A 24,959-nucleotide genomic window follows, 5' to 3' on the forward strand; every position below is an offset into this window, starting at 1 on the left:
TTTTATTGCTTAGTGAACTTTTAACGTGCTGACGCGCTTCGAGGTTATTTATACATTTTGCTATTCATTTAGTGGAATATTCATGTTTTATTGTATTGAGACCAAGGTCGGATTTAGATATAAATCTATCTATCGTTAAATCACGCTGATCCCGCAATATGGGGTGTTCGATTAAGCAGAGTTGAGTCCGTACAAATCGAAATAATTACACATAACATAATTAAATTATGTATTGCATAAATTTAATCTTTCTTGTAGCATTAATTTTAAGTTGGTAGCCAATGCTTAGACATGCTTTTTTAGCGTTGTATTTGGCTTACTCAAGGAAAAGAAAAGGCTTTAACACGGATGCTTTTGACCAATATATAAAAACACCGTATGCCTTTTCTGTTAACGCTTACACATGTTGTGATCTTTTGGATGATGTTAACGATGAGAGTCATTGTTTAAATCATCATTTAGAAATCGATATCATGCTGTTTAGTATTAAAAACGGATGAATTTATCTCAAAAAGGATAAGGGAAACTAGATGGACATTTTAGATAACCCATTAGAACTATGTGGATTTGCTTTTATTGAGTTTGTTTCGACGGAAAATGGATTAGATCAAATCTTTGAAACAATTGGTTTTTCAAAAGTTGCAAAACACAAGTCTAAAAAAGTTTATTTATGGCGCCAAGGTAATATCAATATCATTTTGAATTATCAACCTGAATCTTATGCTTCATTTTTCTTTAAAGAGCATGGTCCATCAGCATGTGCAATGGGCTTTAGAACCCGTGATGCTGCAAAAGCCTTTAAGAATGCTGTCGAGCTAGGTGCAGAACCGATGCATTCTCAATCAGGGCCAATGGAACTGAATATCCCAGCGATTAAAGGCATAGGTGGTATGCCGATTTTCCTCGTAGATCGTGATATTTATGAAAATGATTTCGTTTTCTTTGATGATGTTGAGCGTAATCCACGCGGTGCTGGTTTAAATGAAATTGATCATTTAACCCATAATGTCTATAAAGGACGCATGGATTATTGGGCCAATTTCTACGAAAAAATCTTTAATTTCCAAGAAATTCGCTATTTTGATATCAAAGGTGAGTATACAGGTTTGACCTCTAAAGCCTTAACTGCACCAGATGGTTTGATCCGTATTCCATTAAATGAAGACTCAGACAAAGGCAATGGTCAAATTGCTGAGTTCTTAGCAGATTTTAATGGTGAAGGCATTCAACATATTGCATTCATTACCGATGATCTTATTTCGACATGGGATAAGTTGAAAGGTTTAGGGCTTAAGTTCATGACGCCACCGCCAGAAACTTATTATGAAATGTTGAAAGAGCGCTTGCCTGAACATGGTGAACCGACGGATGAATTACAAAAGCGTGGTATTTTATTAGACGGCAATACCAAGGATGGTCCGAAGAAGCTGTTATTGCAGATTTTCTCTGAAAATATGCTTGGACCAGTTTTCTTTGAGTTCATTCAACGTAAAGATGATGATGGCTTTGGTGAAGGTAACTTCAAAGCATTATTTGAATCGATTGAACGTGATCAGATTCGTCGTGGTGTATTAGAAGCCAAATAAATATCTCGAAAAATCCATACTAAAAAGCCAAGAATCGATTCTTGGCTTTTTTGATCTTTTAGAATGAAAAAATGATTTAAAAATTAACGCGTTTTAATGTACTGATTGATTGCTGCAACTTCACGTTTGAATAATTCGAGTTTTTCACTGCCTGCATGTACAGGTAGGAACATCTCACTGTCCAAAGCAACTATACAAAACTCCATGGCATGTTGCGCATTAAATATTGGCAAACCAACCGCATTAATGCCCACCAGCAGATCGCCTTGCGCGATCGCCATACCATGCTGTAGCGTGGTTTCTTTGAGTGCTAAGAATTCATCCCAGTTAGATGGTTTAATTGGATAGTGGTTTTGTGCCGCTTTTTCCCATTCGGCATACATCAACGGCTGAATCACAGCTTCAGGCAAATAAGATGCAAAAATACGACCTGCCGCAGAGTTGACCAAAGGCATGGTTGAGCCGACTTTGGTCACAATTGAAATCGGGTGGTTTGATTCAATCGATTGTACGACTAACGGACCTTTAGGTGACCATTTACTGATCTGAATACCGCAGCCAATTTTACTCTGTAGGTCATAGATCAGATGCTGAACCAGTTGTAGAACATCAGTATGTTGAATACAGCTAAGCCCTAAACGCCAAGCTTGGTCGCCTAATGCATACTGACCACCTTCCAGTTGTTTTGCATAATTCATACGGATCAAGCTGACCAGATAACGATGTACTTTGGCTGGATGCATATCAAGTTGACTGGACAGCTCTTTTAAAATAATCGGTTTATTATGTTCCAAAAGGGCATTGAGAACGGATAATCCCACCTCAAGTGATTGAACCCCACCAGATAACTTTTCTTCAATCATTCAATAACCCTTCATCTACATTTCATCTAGCAGTATCGGTTTGATCTTGGTATTCGATTTTACGAGTTCTGCACATAATGCCTGAGCATACCGCAAAATAGAAATCATCTTTTTAAATGACTTAAATAGGTGAATCGTATAAGCATACATTTGTTTTCGCATGGAATTGCATTTCGTTTGTATCACAGCAAAATATGCCTCTCATTTAGCAATTTACCTATATTTAGATAATAAAAAATCGGCATTGAAGTCAATATATCTTCAATGCCGATTCACACATTGTTTATGCTATGCGTCTATGCTGAAAAAGTGCCTTTTTACTGGCATTATCTTTCAGCATTGCATTTGCATAGCGCACCTCTAAGCACCTAACTCATCTTCATGTAAGAAATGGGTATGGTGCGGAGCGCGTTTAGTACGGCTCCACTCGTCGAGCATTTCTGACTTCATTTCTTCGGTAATACGTGCAATTTTGGCATCGGCATGTATATCGTTATAAGTGAGTTCTAGACGATGGCCATTTGGATCAAAGAAATAAATTGAATGGAAAATACCGTGATTGGTAACACCTAGTACTTTCACCTCATGGGCTTCAAGATGTGCTTTTGCATCTAATAAGGCATTGTGGTCTTCAACCTCAAAAGCGATATGTTGCACCCACTGTGGTGTGTTTTCATCGCGGCCCATTTCAGGCTGTGTTGGCAGTTCAAAAAATGCCAAGACATTGCCTTGACCTGCATCGAGGAATAAATGCATATAAGGATCAAAGGCTTTAGTGGAAGGGACGTGATCTTCTGCAAAAGCTAAAATGAAGTCCATATTCAGCATGGTTTTATACCATTCCACGGTTTCTTTCGCATCTCGACAACGGTAGGCGACGTGGTGAATTTTTTTAATTGCAAAGCTCATCATAAAACTCCTTTTATCTTTATTCCCGATCTGGTTGTTGTTCTGGGGCTGCGTGCAAGAATGCAGGAAGCGTTAAACAGTGTTGATAAATGGATTCAATCTTTGGAAACGCAGCTAAATCAATTTTGAAACGTTTTGCGTTATAGACTTGAGGAATCAAACAACAGTCAGCAAATGTGGCTTGTGTGCCAAAGCAAAACTGCCCATTAGAATCCTGAAGCTGTGCTTCTAAACTTTGAAAGCCTTGCAACATCCAATGCTGATACCAGTTACTTTTTTGCTGATCATTTAGCCCAAGATCCTGTTGTAAATACTTCAAGACTCTTAAATTATTGAGCGGATGAATATCACAGGCGATGGCTTGAGAAAAGGCTCGAATTTTAGCTCGTTCAGCAATATTCTTTGGTAATAAAGCAACCTCAGGATAAGCTTCTTCCAAATATTCCAAAATACTGATTGATTGCGATAAGGTTTGATCGGCATCCACTAGCGTCGGTACCAATTGGCTTGGATTCAGTGCTTGATAATCTGCCTGCTGCTGTTCATTTTTTACTAAATGAATCGGCTGAGTTTCATAGGCAAGCTGTTTTATATTCAATGCAATCCGTACGCGATATGCAGCGGAACTACGGAAATAGCTATACAGTTTCATAGCTCTCTTCCTCAGTTTGATTAAATTCAAACTTATGTGCTGCAAGGATGGTATTTTCGACTTGACCAAAACCGACCCGAATCCCATCTTTCTCACAATAACCTTTCATCACGACGCGATCGCCATCTTCTAAGAAACCACGTGTTTCACCATTTGAAAGGATTAATGGTTTGGTGGTATTCCACGTTAGTTCAAGTAAGCTGCCGTACGAGTCTTCGGTTGGTCCTGAAATGGTACCTGAGCCCATCAGATCGCCAACTTGCACATTACAACCTGCGATAGTGTGATGTGTCAGTTGTTGCGCCATCGACCAATACATATATTTAAAATTGGTTTGACAGATCACATCTGATTTTTGCGATTGTGGCGTTTGTACTTCGACACTGAGATGAATGTCGTAGCTATTGGCGATATTTTCTTGTAAATAACCGAGTGGTTGTGGTTGCTGTGTCGGACCTTTGACTTTGAACGGTTCCAGTGCTTCCATCGTTACCACCCATGGAGAAATAGCACTAGCAAAAGTTTTGGCATTGAATGGTCCTAACGGTACGTATTCCCACTGTTGGATATCACGTGCTGACCAGTCATTGAGTAAAACCATACCAAAAATATGATCTGATGCATCTTCTATCGAGATAGGCTGACCAAGCTTAGTCGCTTTGCCCACGATAAATGCAGTTTCCAATTCAAAATCGAGTTTGCGTGTTGCTGAGAAAACTGGACGCTCGCTATTTGGTAGTTTGATTTGTCCTGATGGACGAACAATATCTGTACCACTAACGATGACTGAGCTCGCTCGTCCATTGTATCCAACTGGAAGTTCGCTCCAGTTAGGCAGAAGGGCATTTTTAGGATCTCTAAACATGGTACCGACATTGGTGGCATGTTCTTTAGATGAATAGAAATCGGTATAGCCAGGTACATGAATGGGTAAGTGTAAAGTTACCGTATTTTGTTGCAATAATACCAGTTTACGTAGTTCGGCATTATCACGTAGTGTTGGGTTGTCTATAGACAATAAGTTTTGTAGGGTTTGACGCACTTTTTGCCAGTTTTGTTTGCCTGACTCAATAAATGTATTCAATGTTGGTTGATTGAAATAGTTTTGATTTCCATCAAGTTGCAACAAGCCGTGTGTTTCTAATACCGCAAGATCGATCACCCAGTCGCCAATGGCAACACCGACGCGTTTATTAGCTTGAGCTATTTCACTAAAGATGCCATACGGCAAATTATGCATTGTGAAATCTGATTGAGGGTCAATCTCAAGAAAAGAAGTTAAATGCTGTGTCATGATTTTGCTTTCCTTGTCTTAATTTTTTCAGGGTTTACCTTTAAAAGTTTCATCTTCTTGATCAAGGTGTTGAAATATATAAATATATTTAAAATATGATACGTTTCATTAAGCTTGATCTATCAAGAGGAGCGAACGTTATGATTTCTATCATACTGAAAATAAATAATTACGCAATACATAATTTAATTACATATAACATAATTATTGTTATTTGTTGAATTTTCTGCTTATATGCGCGGTTACGAGAAAAGTAAATTAATTATTTTTCGATCAACTATAGGCATTTTGGATTAATTTATGATATACGTAATTTAATACAAGAAAATTACGTGACAAGGATGAGAATAATCATATGTCAAAACAATCGCAAGGAAACCTGAAACATGGTTTGAGCAATCGGCACATCCAGCTTATCGCGCTAGGTGGTGCGATTGGTACAGGACTGTTTCTTGGTATTTCACAATCTATCAAGCTGGCAGGTCCGTCAGTGATTTTAGGTTATGCAATCGCAGGCTTAATTGCATTTCTAATGATGCGACAGTTAGGTGAAATGGTGGTTCAAGAGCCAGTCAGTGGCTCATTTAGTCATTTTGCGAATAAATACTGGGGTTCGTTTGCAGGTTTCATGTCTGGCTGGAATTATTGGGTACTCAATATTCTAGTCTGTATGGCTGAACTGACGGCAATTGGACTCTATATTCAATATTGGTGGCCTGAAATCCCAACTTGGGCATCGGCATTGGCCTTTTTCCTCTTAATCAACGGCATTAACTTATTGCATGTGAAGCTGTTTGGAGAGATGGAATTCTGGTTCTCTATCGTCAAAATTTTAGCCATCTTAGCAATGATTGGCTTTGGTTCTTATTTGCTTGCAACGGGTACGGCAGGTCCTCAAGCTGGTATTAGCAACCTTTGGGCGTTGGGTGGTTTCTTTCCATTTGGTATTGAAGGCTTAGTCATGGCAATGGCTGTGATTATCTTTGCATTTGGTGGAATCGAATTGTTTGGTATCACGGCAGCTGAAGCACGTGATCCTGATAAAACCTTACCTAAGGCTGTAAATCAAATTATTTACCGTATTTTGATTTTCTATATCGCAACGCTGTTCATCTTGTTTGCATTATTCCCTTGGAATCAAATGATCGAGGGTGGCAGTCCATTTGTGATGGTATTTGCGTCTTTAGATAGTCACGGTGTGGCAACCATGTTGAACTTTGTCATTTTGACAGCCGCAGTTTCTGTTTATAACGGAACAAGCTATTGCAGCAGTCGCATGTTGCTTGGTTTGGCACAGCAGGGCAATGCACCAAAGTTTTTAAAACAGATTAATAAACGTGGTATCCCAACCAATGCTGTGTTGGTATCCGCTTTCGTGACGGTCTTGTGTGTATTGATCAACTATCTATTTCCAGAAAAAGCCTTTGCTTTGTTGATGATGTTGGTGGTTGCAGCGATTGTGATTAACTGGATCGTGATCTCATGGACACATCTTAAGTTCCGCAAAGCGATGCAAATACAAGGGCAGAGCACCAAGTTTCCAAGTATTGCTTATCCATTTAGTAATTATCTTTGTATCGTATTTATGCTGGGTATTCTTGTTGTGATGTCACTTTCACCAGATATGCGTATTGCGGTGATGATGATTCCTGCGTGGATCCTCTGCTTGATGTTGACTTATGTCTTTAAGCTGAGAAAATTGAAAAACGCAGAATCAAGTATGGCTTTAGGAACTGATGTCTAAAGACTATTTCTGAGTTTTTATATCAATAGGGTTGAATTCGTTTTCAGCCCTATTTTTTTTAATGACTAAAATGTGGCTACGAATGCTCATAACAACAAATCGTCCATGCTTTGGTTGAAGTATTATTGTTTTATCTAAGCTAGAATTGTTGGTTCATCAATCTAAAATAAGTTTGCATTTTTGGCTTGATATCACGTTGTTCATTAAAAGGCTTTTGAATTGTTTCCTTCTTTAAGTATTCAAACTCGATTGGGTGGTTTCTACCTATTTTATTATTCAATCGTTGGAACATTCATGCCTTATTGGAACCTGTATCTGCAAGATCAGGGTTTTAATTATCAAGAAATCGGTATTCTATCTTCTATTGCAATCATTACTCGTTTTTTTGCGCCGCTGATTTGGGGTTGGATTGCAGATAAATCAGGTAAACGAATGCTGCTAGTTCGTATTGCCACATGGATGGAAGCTTGTATCTGGTTTGCTATTTTTGTAATTCCGAATAGTTTTCAATCTGTGGCATTGCTGATGTTGATCTTCAGTTTTTTTCAAAATGCGATCTTGGCGCAGTTTGAAGGTGTGACACTTTTTTGGTTAGGTGAAAAACGCGCCGAACTGTATGGAAAAGTTCGAAAGTGGGGTTCGGTCGGTTTTATTGTTGGGGTATTTGCAATTGGGGCACTATTAGAAATCATCCCCATCTCAATGCTACCCATTTTACTTTTAGCGGTTTCATTTTTGGCTTTTCTATGGTCATTCAGTATTAAAGAACCTGAACACGCACCAAGTTCTCAGAAAAAATTAGAACCTTTATGGCTAGTTTTAAAAAAACCACTGGTTGCAGCATTCTTTATGATCGAGTTTATTCTATTATTTTCACTTGCACCATTTTATAGTTTCTATAGCAACTTTCTCAAAGAAATCGGGTTTAGCACAACACAGATAGGCAGCCTATGGGCAATGGGTGTTATCGCTGAAATTGTGATGTTTGCGGTGGCACAAAGACTGTTTTTCACCCGTTTTTCATGGCGGAACTTGGTGGTTATTTGTCTTTTATTTACCAGTCTTCGCTGGTTTCTCGTGGGAATATTAGACACTAATTTCATCGGGCAACTTTTAGCACAATGTTTGCATGCCTTTAGTTTTGGACTATTTCATTTGATTGCAATGAAAGTGATTTTCCAAAACTTTTCAGCAGAGCAACAGGGTCGAGGTCAAGCGTTGTACAGCACGATGTGGGGGCTGGGCGTTGCTTCAGGAAGTTTGTTGGCAGGGTACTATTGGCAGATTCTTTCGGGTCCGACCATTTTCTTCTGTGCAAGTGCAGTTGTATTAGTTGGTTTAGGTCTGGTGATGTGGCTGCCGAATCAGGTAGAAACGGCAGCGAAAAGTTAGATTAGAGTTGAATGTTTTTATACTGCGGCATCCACGGTTGTGCTTGCTCAAGTTGTGCGGCGAGTTGTAGTAAACGGTCTTCACGTCCAAAGGGTGCAATAAACTGGCTACCCAAAGGCATACCATTTTTATTCCAGTACAGCGGTACAGACATAGCAGGTAAACCAGTGACATTGGCTAATTGAGTAAAGGGAACCCAACTTAAATTATCTTGCACCATTTTCTCGACCAGTTTGCCTTGCGCGAGATAATGCGCTTTTCCAACTTTTAATAAAGCTTTCAAAATTGGTTTTTGCCAAGCAGGTGTGGCAACCTCACCATTTTTAGGCGCGACCGATGCTGTTGTTGGGGTTAGGTATAGGTCGTATTTTCCAAAGAAAATATTCATTTGGGTGCTATACAGTCCCCAATTGTTGAGTGTATGAATATATTCGGTTGCCGTTGTTTTAGCACCAAAGGCAGCTAACGCCAATGAATCAAGCTCAAAATCAGCATCTGTTGAGCCAGACATGTGTTTGATTTGTGCTTGCATATAAGTGAACTGACTAAACCACGTTGTGATGAAGTCTTTCGCCAGCGCTAAGCCATCTATGTTTGGACGATCTTCGACCACGATATGACCTAAAGACTCTAAAAGTTTAGCCGTTTGTTGAACGGCCTGAATCGCGTCTTTAGAAACTTTTGTTCCAATGGGTGAATGCGTGCTAAAAGCGATTCTCAGTTTTTTCGGTGCTTGTTGGATAATATCTAAATATTTTTGATCAGGTGCTTGAATCGTAAAAAGTGAGCTTTGTTCAGGACCTTGCACCGCATCTAGCATAGCCGCACTATCGCGCACGGTTTTACATAACACATGCTGCATCGCTGCACCATGCATGGCTTCACCTGATTGAGGTCCCCATGGTGTACGTCCGCGACTTGGTTTTAGTCCAAACAAACCGCAATACGATGCAGGAATACGAATTGATCCGCCGCCATCACCAGCGCCTGCAATCGGGATTAAACCTGCAGCGACAGCCGAGGCAGAACCGCCCGACGAGCCACCGCTATTGTGTTTTAAATTCCAAGGATTGCGACAAGCGCCCCAAGCATCAGGTTCAGTAATACCTTTGATTCCAAATTCAGGGGTATTGGTTCGCCCAAATGTGACAATTCCAGTTTGTTCCCAACGATTGACGATTTCCGCATTAAAGTCTGGTGTGTAATTCATTTTTTTAAGTGCATGGCTACCAAAAGAGGTTGGTATGCCTTGGTATTCTTGAAATAAATCTTTTACTAAAAATGGAACACCAGCGAATTGACCTGTACGTTGTTGTTGGGCGCGTTGTTTGGCTTGCTCGTACATTGGGATAATGATTGCATTTAGTTTAGGGTTGATTTGTTCTGTGCGTTGCAATGCAATTTCAAGTAACTCTGATGGATGAACTTGCTTATTTTTGACCAACTCAGCTAAACCTAAACCATCATATTGGATGTATTCAGAAAATTTCATGGCTTTATATCCCTAAAGCTAAACTTTTATAAATTAAATATTTGTATTCAATAAGAATACCTTAAAAAACCGATTGAACAATCAAATAAATATCAGCACAAAAATATTGTGTTGATATGGTTATGTTTCAGTGTTTTTACTCAAAAATATGCTAAGTTAAAGCCATGGAAAGTTTAGATGATAACTTAATTAAATCTATGAAAAATATTTATATTATTGGATTATTGTGGGCTTGCTCAACAGGGGCAATCGCTGAAACAGCAGTAAACGCGAAGGCAGTAACAGCTCAAGCTATGACTTCGGTGAATAATATACGTGTCACTAATCGCCCTGAAATTATGGGGTTGTGGGGAATGGAAATACCCAATAATAAAAAATGTGTTGAATACTATAACTTTCGTGGAATGAATGAAGTTGTGGTAAAAAGTGGCAAAGAGTGGTCGTATGGTATGTATGACTATCAGCCGTCAGAGGATCATAATGAGCGTTTGCCAGCACTGATTCTACAAATCAAATATGATAATAATGAAATGGACTGTTCAGGTCAGCAAGTCGATCAAACTGGGGAAGTTTCTCAATACTTTGTAAAATGGTCGAACCCACATACCATTGATTTCTGTGCGAATGAGAAAGGCGAAAAATGCTTTGCAACCTTACGCCGTGTTTTACCTTAGAGCATTTAATTCAATAAATAAAAAACACCGCCTATGATTCATAAGCGGTGTTTTTTATTGCGGCTTTTATTTAAACTTTTTCAGCTTTTGGTTCAAGCTGTTTTAGTAAATGTTTTTCGAGATAATGAATATCCATCGCTTGTTCGCAGAAATTCTTATCTTTCAAAATCAGATCTTTATGCAAAGGGATATTGGTTTTAATCCCTGTCAAAATCATTTCGTCTAATGCCTGACGCATACGCGCTAAAGATGTTTCACGATCTTTACCATGTGCAATGAGTTTTGCAATCATTGAGTCATAGTAGGGCGGGATGCTGTAACCTTGATAGATATGAGAATCTAAACGAATACCCGCGCCACCCGGTGCGTAGAAGTTGTCAATTCTGCCAGGAGAAGGCATAAAGTTAGTTGGGTCTTCGGCATTGATACGACACTCGATCGCATGGCCTTTGACTTCGATTTCGTCTTGTTGAAGGTCTAAGCCTAAACCACCAGCAATACGAAGTTGTTGTTCAATAATATCAATACCCGTCACCATTTCTGTGACTGGATGTTCAACTTGAACACGTGTATTCATTTCGATAAAGAAGAATTCACCATCTTCAAATAAAAATTCGAATGTACCAGCACCACGATACTGCATAAGCTTACAGGCATTTACACAAGCCTCTAAAATATCAGCACGGGCTTGTTCTGGTAGATTCGGTGCAGGTGCTTCTTCTAAAACCTTTTGATGGCGACGTTGTAATGAACAATCACGATCATATAAATGAATCGCATGGCCATTACCATCCCCGAGGATTTGTACTTCGACATGACGAGGTTTCTGTAAGAAACGTTCCATATAAACGGTATCGTCACCGAACCACATTTCCGCATCACGTTGTGCAGCTTGAACAGACTCAAGCAGTGTATCCACACGTTCAACAATACGCATACCACGACCACCACCACCAGATGCGGCCTTTACGATCAGTGGGAAGCCGATTTCTTTGGCTTCAGCAAGTGCATTATGAATCGTAACAGCGTGGTCACAGCCCGGTACGGTTGGTACCCCCGCTTTTTTCATTGCAATAATTGCAGAAACTTTGTTCCCCATGAGACGAATATGCTCAGGACGAGGACCAATAAAAGTAAAACCTGAACTTTCTATAATCTCAGCGAACTCGGCATTTTCAGATAAAAAGCCATAACCCGGATGGATTGCATCAGCACCAGTGATTTCTGCGGCAGTAATAATTGCAGGAATATTTAAATAACTTTCACTTGTGGTACCCGGTCCGATACATACTGCTTCATCTACAAAGCGTAAATGCATCAAATCTTTGTCAGCATCAGAATAAATACCAACGGTTTTAATACCAAGTGTTTTGCAAGCCCGAGTAATTCGTAAAGCGATTTCACCACGGTTTGCAATTAATACTTTTTGCAACATAGAAATCCCCAGATGTATTAGGCGCGGTAGCGGAAAAGTGGTTGACCAAACTGAATGACGTCACCGTTTTTCACTAAGATTTCTTCGATTACACCGCTTTGAGTTGCTTCAATTGGGTTCATGATCTTCATTGCTTCGATGATCCCTAGGGTTTCACCTGCAGATACCGTTTGACCAATTTTGACAAAAGGTGCTTCACCAGGACTTGGTGCTGCATAGAACACACCGACCATTGGCGAGGTTTCAACCGCACCGCGTGGCGTTTTTACAACGGGTGCTGCTGCTGGAGTTGAAGCCGCTGGTGCAGCCGCGACAGATGCATAAACAGGTGTTGGACGAGTCAACGAGATGGATTGATCACCTTCCTTAACTTCAATCGCTTGTAAGTCAGATTCAATCATCAGGTCGATGAGTTTCTTGATTTTACGGATATCCATGAGTGAGCATTCCTGAAATGTTTAAATTAATTAGTAGATTGAATTTTTTCGATAGCGTAATCGAGTGCAAGGGAATAACCCTTAGCACCTAAGCCACAAATTACGCCAATGGCTTTATCTGATAGATATGAGTGATGACGGAATGTTTCACGTGCGTGAACATTCGACAGATGAACTTCAATAAATGGGATCGCAACACCAAGCAGTGCATCGCGTAATGCAACCGAAGTATGGGTCAGGGCAGCGGGGTTGATAATGATCAATTTCACCCCTTCATTTTGTGCCTGATGGATACGATCAACAATCGCTCCTTCCCAGTTACTTTGGAATGTATCTAGTATAAGTGACGCATTTTTAGCTTGAGCGGTGAGTTGTTGGTCAATATCACTTAAAGTGAGATGGCCATAAACTTCTGGTTCACGCTTTCCTAGCAAGTTTAAATTCGGTCCGTGAATCACCAAAATGGTTGAGCTCATTCAGCCTGCTCCAATTCTAAAACTGCAAATGTGTTTTGCAAGATGTCTGCAAAGTTTGCTTATTATGGCATAAAATTCTACAATTTTTTTATAATTTCTTTTCGTCAATTAAGAAATTCGCATACCAAGCATGGTGCATATAATGAAAACTTTGCAAGGAATTGGCAATGTTAAAAAATGACAAAATTCACCTTATTTTATTTTTTAATATTCTAAACTGAATTACACCAATTGGTTCAGAGGATTTGTGTAACTTGACAGTCAATATGCATCAAATATTATGATATTTAACTCATTTATGATCCATAGATCTATAAAGCCTAAGCACATTCAAATTAAAAAATAAGCCTGAGTATAATAATTTAATATATTGTTTTTATTTGCTTTTATTGTTTTTTCTACATATGGGTTAACCCTAATTATTTAGATGTTTATGCATATCAGCGCTTGGCCTGTTGCATGTTACCGCTGAATCAGCGGCTATATTTAGCTAAATCTGCCAAGCTGATTGTTTGTTAGGCATCACTTTGCGTTTATGAATTGGCAAAAGTGATGCATTTCTATATTTTGGATGGCAGTTAATGACATGAAAATGTCCGAAAAAGATAAGCTTTATTTGAGTAATATCACTATTACTTAAGAGACTGCTTTGATTGGCGTGGTCTCTTTTGGGTCTTTCAGCGCTGTCTTTATATTTAAAGGCAGCTTTTTTTACGCTAAGATTTTATCGCTTCACTTACTGCGGCAGAGTAAGTATCTAATAACAAGCAGTTTTGTGCTGGATCAGTACATGAAGATGCTTTGATATTTGGGCTGTGCCATTTTTGCATTTGTTCAAATAGCCATGCAAAGTCTTTTTGCTTGGGTTCAGCATCATCGTGAATGAAGTTTCGTATGATATTTTGAATATTAAAATACTTTTCAACATGAACCTCAGGTGAGCAGTTGAATTGAATAATCTCAAATTCAATCAGAAGCTGCCAGACGGGTGCAAAATCTTCGAGCTCTCTAAGTTCACGTTGTGCTCTAATAATGGCACTGGTTAACGCGATCAAAGTATTGGGATGTTGTTGTGCCCATTCTTGGGTAACTGCCAATACTTTATCTGCAACATTGGGAATAATATCTTGGCTTGAACAAACGATATGGCTTAATCCAAGCAGTTCAGGTTGAGTATTCCATGGCTCCCCGACACAAAAACCATCAATTAAATGATTGCTGAGCGCTTCAGCCATATAAGGAGGTGGAAGCGTTTTTACCTGAATGGAGTGTGCTAAATCCGCATCTGCCAACGCTAACCATTCTCTTAGGCAATAGTGATGAATAGAGTGCTGAAATACGTGGGCTAAGGAAATAGGATGATTTGTCTTTATTTTTTGCACCAATTTCTGTGCAGAAGTTTCAGCCGAGTCTTGTTTTTGAATGTTTAATTCATAACAGAGCTTTTGACTTAGACTGATAAATGCACGGTTTTCGCTCAAAACTAAAGGGGTTTGTAATGGGATGCCAATTTGATCAGCTGCCACTGCTGCTGCAGGTAACATTGCCGATAAGCAATGAGCAGCGTCAAGTAAACCAAAGGCAAGTCGATCACGTAGGCTTGCCCAAGATGCTTCCTGTACTAAGCTAATATCTAAGCCCACATCATCAAAGAAGCCACGTTGTTTAGCCCAAAGCAATGCAACGCAGTCAAGTAAAGGGATATAGCCGAGCTGTAATTGGGTTTTTTCTAATTTTGCTAAATGGCTCATCTATTCATCCTTTAATTGGTTGTTTAATAGTTGTTGCGCATCGAGCAATCGACGAGCCATCTCACCAATCGTCATACGATGACTCATGGCATTTTTTCTAAGTAATTGAAAGGCAGTGTCTTCACTCAAACCGTGTAGTTTCATCAATAACACTTTGGCTTTGTCTATATCTTTACGGTCTGCAAGTTTGGTTTTTGCATCTTTAAGATCACCTTCTAGCTTTTTATGCTTCTTATATTGCTCAATGGATATCTCTAAAATGGTGTGTAAGCGAGAAGGGTCAATACCATCGACGATATAGGCTGTAATCCCCGCATCAATCGCTTGTTTTATAGTGTCTTTATCCGTGTTTTTGGTAAAAAGTACCGTAGGTAAGTCAAAACTGCTGACACAGTTCTCAATCACATCGCGATGCGGGTGATCCATATCAAGCAAAATGACATCTGCTTGAAGGTGTTCTAGATTAAAAATATTAAGGTGATCTAAGGTAAAACAAGCGACTACATCAAAGTCATGTTCTGTTAAACAGGTTTTAATGTATTCCGCCCGAGCCTGATCATCGTCAATGAGAACAATTTTGAGTTTCGGCATAAGTATAAGAGTCAAACTGTCGGTATATGCACATTCTGAATAAAGTGCTGTGAGTATTATTTTTTAAGCAATATTAGTGCCATCAGAAAACTTCCGATTCGGTGCAAACGCCCCAGAAGTAGATAGTTTATGCGCTTTATTGTATCGCTGCTCGTTTATTTGAAAAAATGAAATCTGGGCTGTAAGTGTTAAAAAACTGAATATGAGCCTTTTTGGTGCGTAAAAAGTGTTGTTATGAAGCAAGGTGAATTGTGCTTTAAAACAGGTCATCACACTTTTTAGGGATAAAAGATGTGTTTCACTTATATCTATGATGTCTGAAATTTACTAACAAATACATATAAAACAGTGGTTAACCTTGTTTTTACTTTTTTATTGGTTTGTTTGGCACAGCATTTGCTAGTTAAATACTGAGTCAAAGACGACTTTTCAAAAAAAATTGTAAGACGGCCAACGATGTCCGATCTGATCGGTTTGTTTACACAATGTTTGTGTCAACAACACAGTACACGTTCAGTAAAGGAGAGATGGCAATGTCTTTAGATTTATCGGCCAAAAAAGCCACATCAATTAAGTTATTCAACTTTTCCGCACCAGCGATGCGTGCATTCCACATGAGCTGGCTTGCATTCTTCGTCTGTTTCTTTGCTTGGTTTGCTTGTGCTCCTCTTATGCCTGTGATTGCAGGTGAGTTCAATTTAACCATAGATCAAATTGCCAATATCAATATCGCAGCTGTCGCGATCACGATTGTCGTTCGTCTTATCATTGGACCACTGTGTGACAAATACGGTCCACGCAAAACCTATACCGCATTATTGCTGATCGGGAGTATTCCTGTATTTGGTGTTGCTTCTGCAAATAGCTATGAATCTTTCTTATTTTTCCGTTTATTGATTGGTGCGATCGGTGCCAGTTTTGTGATTACGCAATATCACACCAGCATCATGTTTGCGCCGAATGTGGTGGGGACTGCAAATGCTGCTTCTGCTGGTTGGGGTAATGCTGGTGGCGGTGCGACTCAAGTCTTAATGCCATTGATGCTTGCAGCGTTGGTAATGTTTGGTGTTGAGCAGGCAATGGGGTGGAGAATCGCACTGCTTGTTCCTGGTCTGTTGATGGTCATTGTCGGGGGACTTTACTGGAAATACACCCAAGATTGCCCACAAGGAAACTTTAAAGAGCTTCGTGCACAGGGTATCTCGGTTGGTAGCGATAAAAAAGGCGGGATGGCGATTCTGATGCACGCTGCGCGTAACTATCGTGTGTGGATCTTATTTGTCTCTTATGCAGCGTGTTTTGGTATTGAGATCTTCATCCATAACATCATCGCCATGTATTACGTCACACATTTTGATTTTGGTTTAAAAGAAGCGGGTTTAGCGGCAGGTATCTTTGGTTTGTTGGCACTATTTGCCCGTGCATTAGGTGGCATGGTTTCAGACAAAGTCGCATTGAAGCGAGGTTTGGACGGACGTACTAAGATTCTATTTTTACTGATTTTGGGTGAGGGGTTGTTCTTGATCCTTTTCTCTCAAATGAACAGCGTTACGTTAGCTATTCTCAGCATGACCATCTTCGCATTGTTCACTCACATGGCATGTGGAGCAACCTACGCACTGGTTCCATTTATTGATCGTGAAGCTCTAGGTGGTGTGGCAGGCATTATCGGTGCAGGTGGTAACGTTGGTGCTGTTGCAGCAGGATTTTTATTGAAAGGTATGTTGGATATCCAAACATGTTTAATGGTTTTAGGTGGCTTAGTTGTGATCACTGCGGGTTCTGTGATGTTCATTCGATTCTCGGTAGAGCATAAAGAAAAAGAACAACGCTTATTTGAACAAGCTCTTGTAGAACGCCACGCAGAACAAAACAGCGCAGCTTAATCGAAATCAGATTTTAGGAGAAACACAATGAAATTAGTGATGATTGGTCACGGCATGGTAGGTCATAAATTCATCGAAGCCATTTTAGAGAAAGCTGATGATGAGTTGGAAATCACCATTCTTGCAGAAGAACCACGTATTGCTTATGACCGTGTACATTTGACTGAGTACTTCTCTGGTAAATCGGCAAAAGACTTGTCACTTGCACGTTTTGATTTTGCCGATGCGCACGGAATCGATTTACGCTTAAACACCAAAGCAACTGCGATTGATACGATTGAACAGACTGTTACCACAAATCATGGGGATGTGATTCATTACGACAAATTAGTTTTGGCAACAGGTTCTTATGCTTTTGTTCCGCCAATATCAGGTAATGATCGTGAAAATTGTTTTGTCTATCGTACGCTTGAAGATTTGGATGCGATTCGCGCAGCAAGTTTAAATGCCAAAACAGGTGTGGTGATCGGTGGTGGCTTACTTGGCTTGGAAGCAGCGAAAGCATTACGTGATCTAAACTTAGAAACACATGTTGTTGAATTTGCACCACGTTTAATGGCAGTTCAAATTGATGATTTGGGTGGGAAAGTATTACGTCGTAAAATTGAAAATCTTGGGGTGAAAGTTCACACTCAAAAAGCAACCTCGTCTATTGAAGCAGGTGCGGAAGCAACGCATGTGATGAAGTTTGCTGATGGCAGCGAGCTTGAAACCGATATTATTTTATTTTCAGCAGGTATTCGTCCGCGCGATGAACTTGCACGTTCAAGTGGTTTAGTTCTCGGTGAGCGCGGTGGTATTAAAATTAATGATTACTGCCAAACCTCAAACGAAAATATTTATGCGATTGGTGAATGTGCGCTGTGGGATAACAAAATTTATGGTTTAGTTGCACCAGGCTATGACATGGCACGTATTGCAGCAAAACATATTTTGGTTGAGGAAACGCACAGTTTCGCAGGTGCCGATATGAGCACCAAGCTGAAATTGATGGGCGTCGATGTTGCATCAGTGGGTGATGCACATGGTATGACACCGAACTCTCTCAGCTATTTCTATGCTGATGAAGATGCCTTGGTTTATAAAAAGATCGTGGTTGATGCTGACAAAACTAAGCTGCTTGGCGCAGTGTTGGTCGGTGATGCAGCAGAATATAACGATCTATTGCAAATGATGCTGAATGGCTTGGCATTGCCTGAAACGCCTGAAAGTTTAATTATGCCAGGCTTCTCTGACACAGGCGCGAAAGCTGGTGGAAGTGGTGTTGATTTACTACCTGATAGTGCCACCATTTGTTCATGTAATAACGTATCTAAGGCAGATATTTGCCAAGCAATCTGTGATGGTTCAACCTCACTCGGTGCTTTGAAAAAATGCACAAAAGCTGCAACCGCTTGTGGTGGTTGTGCGCCACTCGTGACTCAAGTATTAAAGTCTGAGTTACAACGCCAAGGTGTTACGGTCAATAACCATATTTGCGAACACTTCCCGTACTCACGCCAAGAGTTGTATCACTTGGTCCGTGTCAATGAAATCAAAACCTTTGATGATTTGATTCATCAACATGGTCATGGTTTAGGTTGTGATATTTGTAAGCCAACGGCTGCCAATATTTTGGCATCGTGCTGGAATGATTTTGTGCTTGAACCAAGTCATGCAGGCTTACAAGACAGTAATGATTACTACTTGGGTAATATCCAAAAAGATGGTTCTTATTCAGTTGTACCGCGTATGGCAGGCGGTGAAGTCACTCCAGATGGTTTGATTGCGGTCGGTCAAATCGCTAAGAAATATAATTTGTATACCAAAATCACTGGCGGTCAACGTGTCGACTTATTCGGCGCGCAAATCCATGAGCTTCCATTCATTTGGGAAGAACTCAACGCGGCTGGCTTTGAATCTGGTCACGCTTACGGTAAATCATTGCGTACTGTGAAGTCTTGTGTGGGTAGCACATGGTGTCGTTATGGCGTTGATGACTCTGTAGGCTTAGCGATTGAACTTGAGAATCGTTACAAAGGTTTACGTTCACCACATAAATTGAAAATGGCGGTTTCGGGTTGTACGCGTGAGTGTGCCGAAGCGCAAGGCAAAGATGTGGGTGTCATTGCAACTGAGAAAGGCTGGAACTTATACGTCTGTGGTAACGGCGGTATGAAACCTCGCCATGCTGAGTTACTGGCATCAGATTTAGATACTCAAACCTTGATTCGCTATATTGACCGCTTCTTTATGTTCTATATCCAAACAGCTGATCGTTTACAACGTACCAGCGTATGGCGTGACAACATGGAAGGTGGTTTAGATTACTTGAAAGCTGTAATTGTCGATGATTCATTGGGTCTGGCTGAAGAGCTTGAAAATCGTATGAGTCATGTGATTGGTACGTATCAAGATGAATGGCGTACTGCGGTGGAAAATCCTGAAATCCGCAAACGCTTCCAAACTTATATTAATGCAAGTGCAGATGAACAAGCTGATCCACACATTCAGTTTACCCAAGTACGTGATCAAATCCGCCCGTTGAATGATGCTGAGCGTTCAGTTGATCGTATTCCAATGGTTGAAGCATAAGGAGAATTAAAATGACGAACTTAAAAGATTTAAATATGCTTCCTGAAGATCAATGGATTGATGTCTGTGCTCTGAATGACATTACACCCAATACAGGTGTTGGGGCATTGGTGGGTGAGCAAACAGTGGCCTTGTTCCGTGTGGGTCATGAAAAACGTATTTATGCATTGAGCAATAAAGATCCGTTTAGCCAAGCGAATGTGATGTGTCGTGGCATTATTGGTGATTTGCAAGGTGAGCGTGTGATTGCATCGCCGATCTATAAACAGCATTTCAGTTTAGCGACGGGACGTTGTTTGGAAGATAAAGATCAAAAGCTCTTAGTATTCCCAACTAAGATTGAAGATGGTCGGGTATGGGTGAGTCCAGTTCCACAAAAGACTTACATCACCAATAATGGTGCTTCTCAAGAAAAGTTAAAACTAGTGCTTATCGGCAATGGTTTGGCTGGTATGCGCTGTCTGGAAGATTTACTCGATATGGCGCCAGATCGTTATGAAGTGACCGTAATTGGTGAAGAGCCTTGGGGTAATTACAACCGTATTATGTTGTCGCCAGTTCTTTCAGGTGAAAAAACCATTGATGACATTATGCTGCATCCACATGCATGGTATAGCGATAAAGGCATCAAGTTCATCGCTGATGATCCTGCGGTAAAGATTGATCGTACACGTAAAACAGTACATACCCAAAAAGGTGAAAGTGTTGATTATGATCGTCTGATTATTGCGACAGGTTCGTCGCCATTTATTCCGCCAGTTCAAGGTGTCGATCTAAAAGGTGTGATCAGCTTCCGTGATATTTATGATGTAAATACCATGATCAAATATGCTGAAAGCAAGAAAAATGCAGTGGTGATTGGTGGGGGCTTACTTGGTTTAGAAGCTGCTTATGGTCTGGTACAGCGTGGTATGAATGTCACTGTATTGCATTTGATGGATCGTATCATGGAGCGTCAGCTTGATAGTCGAGCAAGTGCGATGTTACGCCATAGTATCGAACAGAAAGGCATCAATATTATTACTGAGGCAAATACAGAAGCCTTGATTGCGGATGAACATGATCATGTTAAACAAGTTCGTTTAAAAGATGGGACTGTTTTAGACGCTGATCTTGTGATCTTTGCAGTGGGTATTCGTCCAAATATCGCATTGGCACAAAGCGCAGGCTTACGTTGTAATCGTGGTATCTTGGTCAATGACACCATGCAAACCTTTGATCCAAGTATCTATGCAGTGGGTGAGTGTATCGAACACCGTAATCAAACCTTTGGTCTGGTTGAGCCGCTATGGGGACAAGCATTTATCTGTGCAACTCATTTGGCAGAGCATGGTAGTTTGACTTTCAAATCACCAACGGTTCCAACGCAGCTTAAAGTCAGTGGTGTGGATGTGTTCTCAGCGGGTAACTTTGAACCGAAAGACGACTATGAAGACATCATTCTCAACGACGAGAAACGCCAAATTTACAAGCGTATTATTATCCAAAAAGATAGAGTGATTGGTGCCGTTCTATTTGGTGATACCGAAGATGGCATGTGGTATGCCGAACTGATTGCAGATCAAACGCCAGTGTCGACATTTAGAAATAAATTGTTATTTGGTAAAGATTTTGCAATGAAAAAAGCTGGGTAATCCTCTTTGGCTTAGGGGGTGATCCTCCTAAGCCAAAAATAGAATGTGAAATGTAGGCAGAAATGAATTAGGTAAGGGGCAGTCATGAACAGTATTCAAAATTTAGAACACATTCGCTCCGATCATGTAGAAAAAATCATTACAAAAACAACTTGTCCCTATTGTGGTGTTGGTTGTGGTGTGGATGTTGCCGTCCAGCATAAAGCACAAGGCACAACTGTACAGGTAGCTGGAGATACAACACACCCAGCTAACTTTGGTCGACTTTGTATCAAAGGCAGTAATTTAGCAGATACTTTAGGTTTAGAAACACGGGTCTTGAACCCAATGTTCGGGCGTAAAAATCATCGAACCGCCACCACTTGGGATGCTGCCATTGAGAAAATTGCAGACCAATTCCAAGCCTGTATCGATCAATATGGTCGTGACAGCGTTGCATTTTACGTGTCGGGTCAGCTACTAACTGAAGACTATTATGTGGTCAATAAATTCGTGAAAGGGTATTTGGGTACGGCGAATATCGATACCAACTCGCGTCTATGTATGTCCTCTGCTGTAGCTGCACATAAACGTGCCTTTGGCGAGGATATCGTCCCTGCAAGTTATGAAGACTTTGAACATGCCGATATGGTGGTATTGGTCGGTTCAAATACGGCTTGGTGTCATCCCGTTTTATACCAACGCATCATGCAGGCAAAAACTAAAAATCCAGATTTATTCGTGGTGGTGGTTGACCCACGGTTTACCAGTACCTGTGAACAAGCTGATTTACATCTGCCAATTTTACCGGGGCAGGATGTCGCTTTATTTAATGGTTTATTGCAGCATTTATATCACAATGATTTTGTAGATCATCATTTTGTTGAATCTTATACAGAAGGTTTGCAAGCACTTTTAGAGGCGAGTCACAGCGAACAAGATTTTAATGCCTTGGTGAAACGTACGGGTATTTCTACGGAAAAATTACAACTTTTTTTTGATAAGTTTGCCAATACTGAAAAAGTCGTCACCTTATTTTCTATGGGGGTCAATCAATCCTCTCAAGGGGTAAATAAAGCCAATAGCATTATCAATTGCCATTTATTGACTGGAAAAATTGGTAAGTTGGGGGCAGCGCCTTTTTCGATGACAGGTCAACCCAATGCAATGGGTGGGCGTGAAGTTGGAGGTTTGGCGAATATGCTGGCAGCACATATGGATATTGATAATTCATCGCATCAAACACTTGTACAAAATTTTTGGAACAGCCCTGTGATTGCCAATCAAGCAGGCTTGAAAGCGGTTGATTTGTTCCAAGCGGTAGAAAGTGGCAAGATCAAAGCGATTTGGATTATGGCGACCAATCCAGTTGTGAGCTTACCTGATGCTGATCAAGTCAAACGTGCTTTGGAAAAATGTGAGTTTGTGGTTGTTTCTGATATATGTGCAGATACAGATACCACTGCTTATGCCGATGTGCTGTTACCGGCTTTAGGTTGGGGTGAGAAAGATGGCACAGTGACCAACTCGGAACGCCGTATTTCTCGTCAACGTGCTTTCCTACCCGCACCAAAACAAACCAAAGCAGATTGGTGGGCCGTGTGTGAGGTGGCGAAGAAGCTTGGTTTTAGTGGCTTTGATTTTAATAATGCCTGCGATATTTTTAATGAACATGCTGCTTTGTCTGCCTATGAAAATGCCAGCTTAGATCAGCGTGATCAGGTCGAAAATTTTCGTTATTTCAACTTGAAAGGCTTAATGAATTTAAGCGTAGATGAATATAATCACTTACAGCCTATTCAATGGCCCGTTTGGGAAAAAGGCCAGAGTATTATGGTTGAGCAACTTTTTGATCAAGGGCGCTTTAGCCATAAAAATAGCAAGGCCAAATTGATTCCAACGGTTGCGATTGATCCTGTCAATGCGACTTCTGAAGATTATCCATTGATATTGAACACAGGTCGTATCCGTGACCAATGGCATACCATGACACGGACAGGTTTATCAGAGAATTTGACGACACACCGAGCTGAACCTTTTTGTGAAATTCATCCCAATGATGCCTTAAAATTTGGTATCCGTGATAAAGGTTTAGTTGAAGTGCGTTCAGTGTGGGGCAGTTGTGTATTACGTGTGACGCTGGCTCATGGTGTACGCCGTGGACAAATCTTTGCACCGATTCATTGGACTGAGCAAGTGGCCTCCGATGCTCGAATTGGTAAGGTGGTCAACCCAGTGGTAGATGCCATTTCAGGTGAACCTGAATTTAAACATACACCTGTCGTGATTCAGCCTTTCCATACCACTTGGCAAGGGGTATTGTATGTTCGAGAGGGGTTTGAACATCACATCAAAAACTCACTACAAACCTGTGCTTGGTGGACCAAGATTAAGACTGCTAAAGCAATGCGTTATGAGATTGCAGACCGCCATAATTTTGATCAAACGCAACGAAATCTTAAAAACTTCTTACCTTTTGTCGATGAAACCTATGAGTGGTTAAGTCTGGATGATGTTTCAGCACAATTGAGTCATAGTGTGATTTTGAAGGATGGCATTCTTATTGCTAGTTTATATATCGCACCAGCAGAGTTGTTGCCTGATCGAGATTGGGTTGCTACGCTATTTAAACGTGAGCGATTGAGTGCGTTACATCGTAAAGCTTTGTTGGCTGGTATGCCGATGTCGGCGGCGAACAATGATGGACCATTGGTGTGTAGTTGCTTTAAAGTAGGTAAAAATAAAATCATCGAAGCCATTAAAACCCAAAATATCACCCATGAAAAACAAGTGACTGCATGTTTAAAAGCAGGCGGAAATTGCGGTTCATGTTTACCCGAGATTCGTGGCTTGATCAAAACCTGTCAATTGGAGGCAGAAGTATGAATACAGAATTTCCCGCTACAGATCTAGTGATCTTGGCGGGAGGGCAAGCACGCCGTATGAACGGTATGAACAAGCTTTTACAACAATTTGATGACCAAGTTCAACTCTCAAAAATCTGTCAAAATTTTAAAGCTGAAGTACAAAATATCTGGGTCAATAGTCACCGTGATAGTTCGATTTATAAACATATTGAACCGGACATTCAGTGCTATGCAGATGATCAAAGTGGTTTCCTTGGACCTTTGATGGGAATGAAAAGCGCTTGGTCACAAGTACAATCAGATTATGTTCTATTCATTCCTTGTGATGTGACTTATATCCCAAATCAGGTTTTGGCAAAATTGCATCGTGCTTTGCAGAAAAGTACGCTCGCTCAAGTCGCTTATGTCATGATTAATGGCGATGCTTTATATCCATTTTGCTTATTACAAAGAGCAAGTTTGCAGATTTTAGAACAACAAATAGCAGCAAATAAGTTAAGTTTAGGTGCATGTTTTAAACTTTTACATGCACAAAATGTCTCATTTCAGAAGCAAAGTTTATTTTGTCATAGCATAAATTCGCTTGATGAATTACAGCAATATCAGCAGATCAAAGATTTTAAGCGGATGCTTATTTCGAATTAATGGCTTTGTTTCATATACTTTATTTGTAAAGTGATTTTGTTGTCGATGTGAGATTTTCGTAGTAGATTAAAAAATTGG

General features: G+C 40.3%; 19 protein-coding genes. 9 read left to right on the forward strand and 10 right to left on the reverse strand.

Annotation, left to right across the window (positions count from 1 at the left end):
- Nucleotides 1-530: 530 nt before the first annotated feature.
- Nucleotides 531-1,586 (forward strand): 4-hydroxyphenylpyruvate dioxygenase, encoded by a 1,056-nt coding sequence (gene hppD / locus F903_RS09995; RefSeq protein WP_005196747.1) that lies wholly within the window; start codon nt 531-533, stop codon nt 1,584-1,586.
- 83 nt (nt 1,587-1,669) lie between these two features.
- Here the strand turns inward: hppD and F903_RS10000 are convergent, their stop codons facing one another.
- The 4 genes from F903_RS10000 to fahA form a co-directional block, all read right to left on the reverse strand.
- Nucleotides 1,670-2,449, reverse strand: coding sequence for an IclR family transcriptional regulator (locus tag F903_RS10000; protein WP_005196748.1), 780 nt, complete (start codon nt 2,447-2,449; stop codon nt 1,670-1,672).
- A gap of 360 nt (nt 2,450-2,809) precedes the next feature.
- On the reverse strand, nt 2,810-3,358 hold the full coding sequence (locus F903_RS10005) for a VOC family protein (protein ID WP_005196750.1): 549 nt from the start codon (nt 3,356-3,358) through the stop codon (nt 2,810-2,812).
- A 19-nt stretch (nt 3,359-3,377) separates the two neighbouring features.
- The gene (gene maiA / locus F903_RS10010; protein ID WP_005196753.1) at nt 3,378-4,010 is read right to left on the reverse strand and encodes a maleylacetoacetate isomerase; all 633 of its coding nucleotides are present in this window, start codon (nt 4,008-4,010) and stop codon (nt 3,378-3,380) included.
- On the reverse strand, nt 3,997-5,304 hold the full coding sequence (fahA, locus tag F903_RS10015; protein ID WP_005196754.1) for a fumarylacetoacetase: 1,308 nt from the start codon (nt 5,302-5,304) through the stop codon (nt 3,997-3,999). Before fahA ends, maiA begins: the two co-directional genes overlap by 14 nt.
- 355 nt (nt 5,305-5,659) lie before the next feature.
- Here fahA and F903_RS10020 point away from each other — a divergent pair, with 355 nt between their 5' ends.
- Both F903_RS10020 and F903_RS10025 read left to right on the forward strand, forming a co-directional pair.
- A complete protein-coding gene (locus F903_RS10020; protein ID WP_005196755.1) occupies nt 5,660-7,048 on the forward strand; it encodes an amino acid permease in 1,389 nt (462 codons plus the stop codon).
- A gap of 219 nt (nt 7,049-7,267) precedes the next feature.
- A complete protein-coding gene (locus F903_RS10025) occupies nt 7,268-8,440 on the forward strand; it encodes an MFS transporter (RefSeq protein ID WP_212749522.1) in 1,173 nt (390 codons plus the stop codon).
- A 1-nt stretch (nt 8,441) separates the two neighbouring features.
- Here the strand turns inward: F903_RS10025 and F903_RS10030 are convergent, their stop codons facing one another.
- Nucleotides 8,442-9,932, reverse strand: a complete 1,491-nt coding sequence (locus tag F903_RS10030) for an amidase (protein WP_005196757.1) — start codon at nt 9,930-9,932, stop codon at nt 8,442-8,444.
- Between the two features lie 197 nt (nt 9,933-10,129).
- Between F903_RS10030 and F903_RS16700 the strand changes: the two genes are divergently transcribed.
- Nucleotides 10,130-10,606 (forward strand): hypothetical protein, encoded by a 477-nt coding sequence (locus F903_RS16700; RefSeq protein WP_034595150.1) that lies wholly within the window; start codon nt 10,130-10,132, stop codon nt 10,604-10,606.
- A 70-nt stretch (nt 10,607-10,676) separates the two neighbouring features.
- On the opposite strand, the gene accC is transcribed toward F903_RS16700, so the two are convergent.
- The 5 genes from accC to F903_RS10060 all read right to left on the reverse strand — a co-directional run bounded on the left by accC (nt 10,677) and on the right by F903_RS10060 (nt 15,296).
- The gene (gene accC, locus F903_RS10040; RefSeq protein WP_005196765.1) at nt 10,677-12,041 is read right to left on the reverse strand and encodes an acetyl-CoA carboxylase biotin carboxylase subunit; all 1,365 of its coding nucleotides are present in this window, start codon (nt 12,039-12,041) and stop codon (nt 10,677-10,679) included.
- 17 nt (nt 12,042-12,058) lie between these two features.
- Entirely contained in the window at nt 12,059-12,478 is a 420-nt protein-coding gene (accB, locus tag F903_RS10045; RefSeq protein ID WP_004670891.1) for an acetyl-CoA carboxylase biotin carboxyl carrier protein, read from the reverse strand.
- A gap of 26 nt (nt 12,479-12,504) precedes the next feature.
- A complete protein-coding gene (gene aroQ, locus F903_RS10050; RefSeq protein ID WP_004670893.1) occupies nt 12,505-12,954 on the reverse strand; it encodes a type II 3-dehydroquinate dehydratase in 450 nt (149 codons plus the stop codon).
- A gap of 716 nt (nt 12,955-13,670) precedes the next feature.
- Nucleotides 13,671-14,705 (reverse strand): ABC transporter substrate-binding protein, encoded by a 1,035-nt coding sequence (locus F903_RS10055; RefSeq protein ID WP_005196766.1) that lies wholly within the window; start codon nt 14,703-14,705, stop codon nt 13,671-13,673.
- Nucleotides 14,706-15,296: an ANTAR domain-containing response regulator gene (locus F903_RS10060; protein ID WP_004670897.1), complete on the reverse strand. Its 591-nt coding sequence runs from the start codon at nt 15,294-15,296 to the stop codon at nt 14,706-14,708.
- Nucleotides 15,297-15,829: 533 nt separating this feature from the next.
- Between F903_RS10060 and F903_RS10065 the strand changes: the two genes are divergently transcribed.
- From F903_RS10065 to mobA, 5 genes are all read left to right on the forward strand, one after another.
- A complete protein-coding gene (locus F903_RS10065) occupies nt 15,830-17,182 on the forward strand; it encodes an MFS transporter (protein WP_005196767.1) in 1,353 nt (450 codons plus the stop codon).
- A gap of 27 nt (nt 17,183-17,209) precedes the next feature.
- Entirely contained in the window at nt 17,210-19,756 is a 2,547-nt protein-coding gene (gene nirB, locus F903_RS10070) for a nitrite reductase large subunit NirB (protein ID WP_005196768.1), read from the forward strand.
- A gap of 11 nt (nt 19,757-19,767) precedes the next feature.
- Complete coding sequence (gene nirD, locus F903_RS10075) at nt 19,768-21,390, forward strand: nitrite reductase small subunit NirD (protein ID WP_005196769.1); 1,623 nt, start codon at nt 19,768-19,770, stop codon at nt 21,388-21,390.
- An 84-nt stretch (nt 21,391-21,474) separates the two neighbouring features.
- On the forward strand, nt 21,475-24,255 hold the full coding sequence (locus tag F903_RS10080; protein WP_005196771.1) for a nitrate reductase: 2,781 nt from the start codon (nt 21,475-21,477) through the stop codon (nt 24,253-24,255).
- Nucleotides 24,252-24,881, forward strand: coding sequence for a molybdenum cofactor guanylyltransferase (gene mobA, locus F903_RS10085; RefSeq protein WP_005196772.1), 630 nt, complete (start codon nt 24,252-24,254; stop codon nt 24,879-24,881). Before F903_RS10080 ends, mobA begins: the two co-directional genes overlap by 4 nt.
- The last annotated feature ends 78 nt before the right edge of the window (nt 24,882-24,959 follow it).

The sequence above is a fragment of the Acinetobacter sp. NIPH 298 genome (assembly GCF_000369505.1).
Classification (GTDB): Bacteria; Pseudomonadota; Gammaproteobacteria; order Pseudomonadales; family Moraxellaceae; genus Acinetobacter.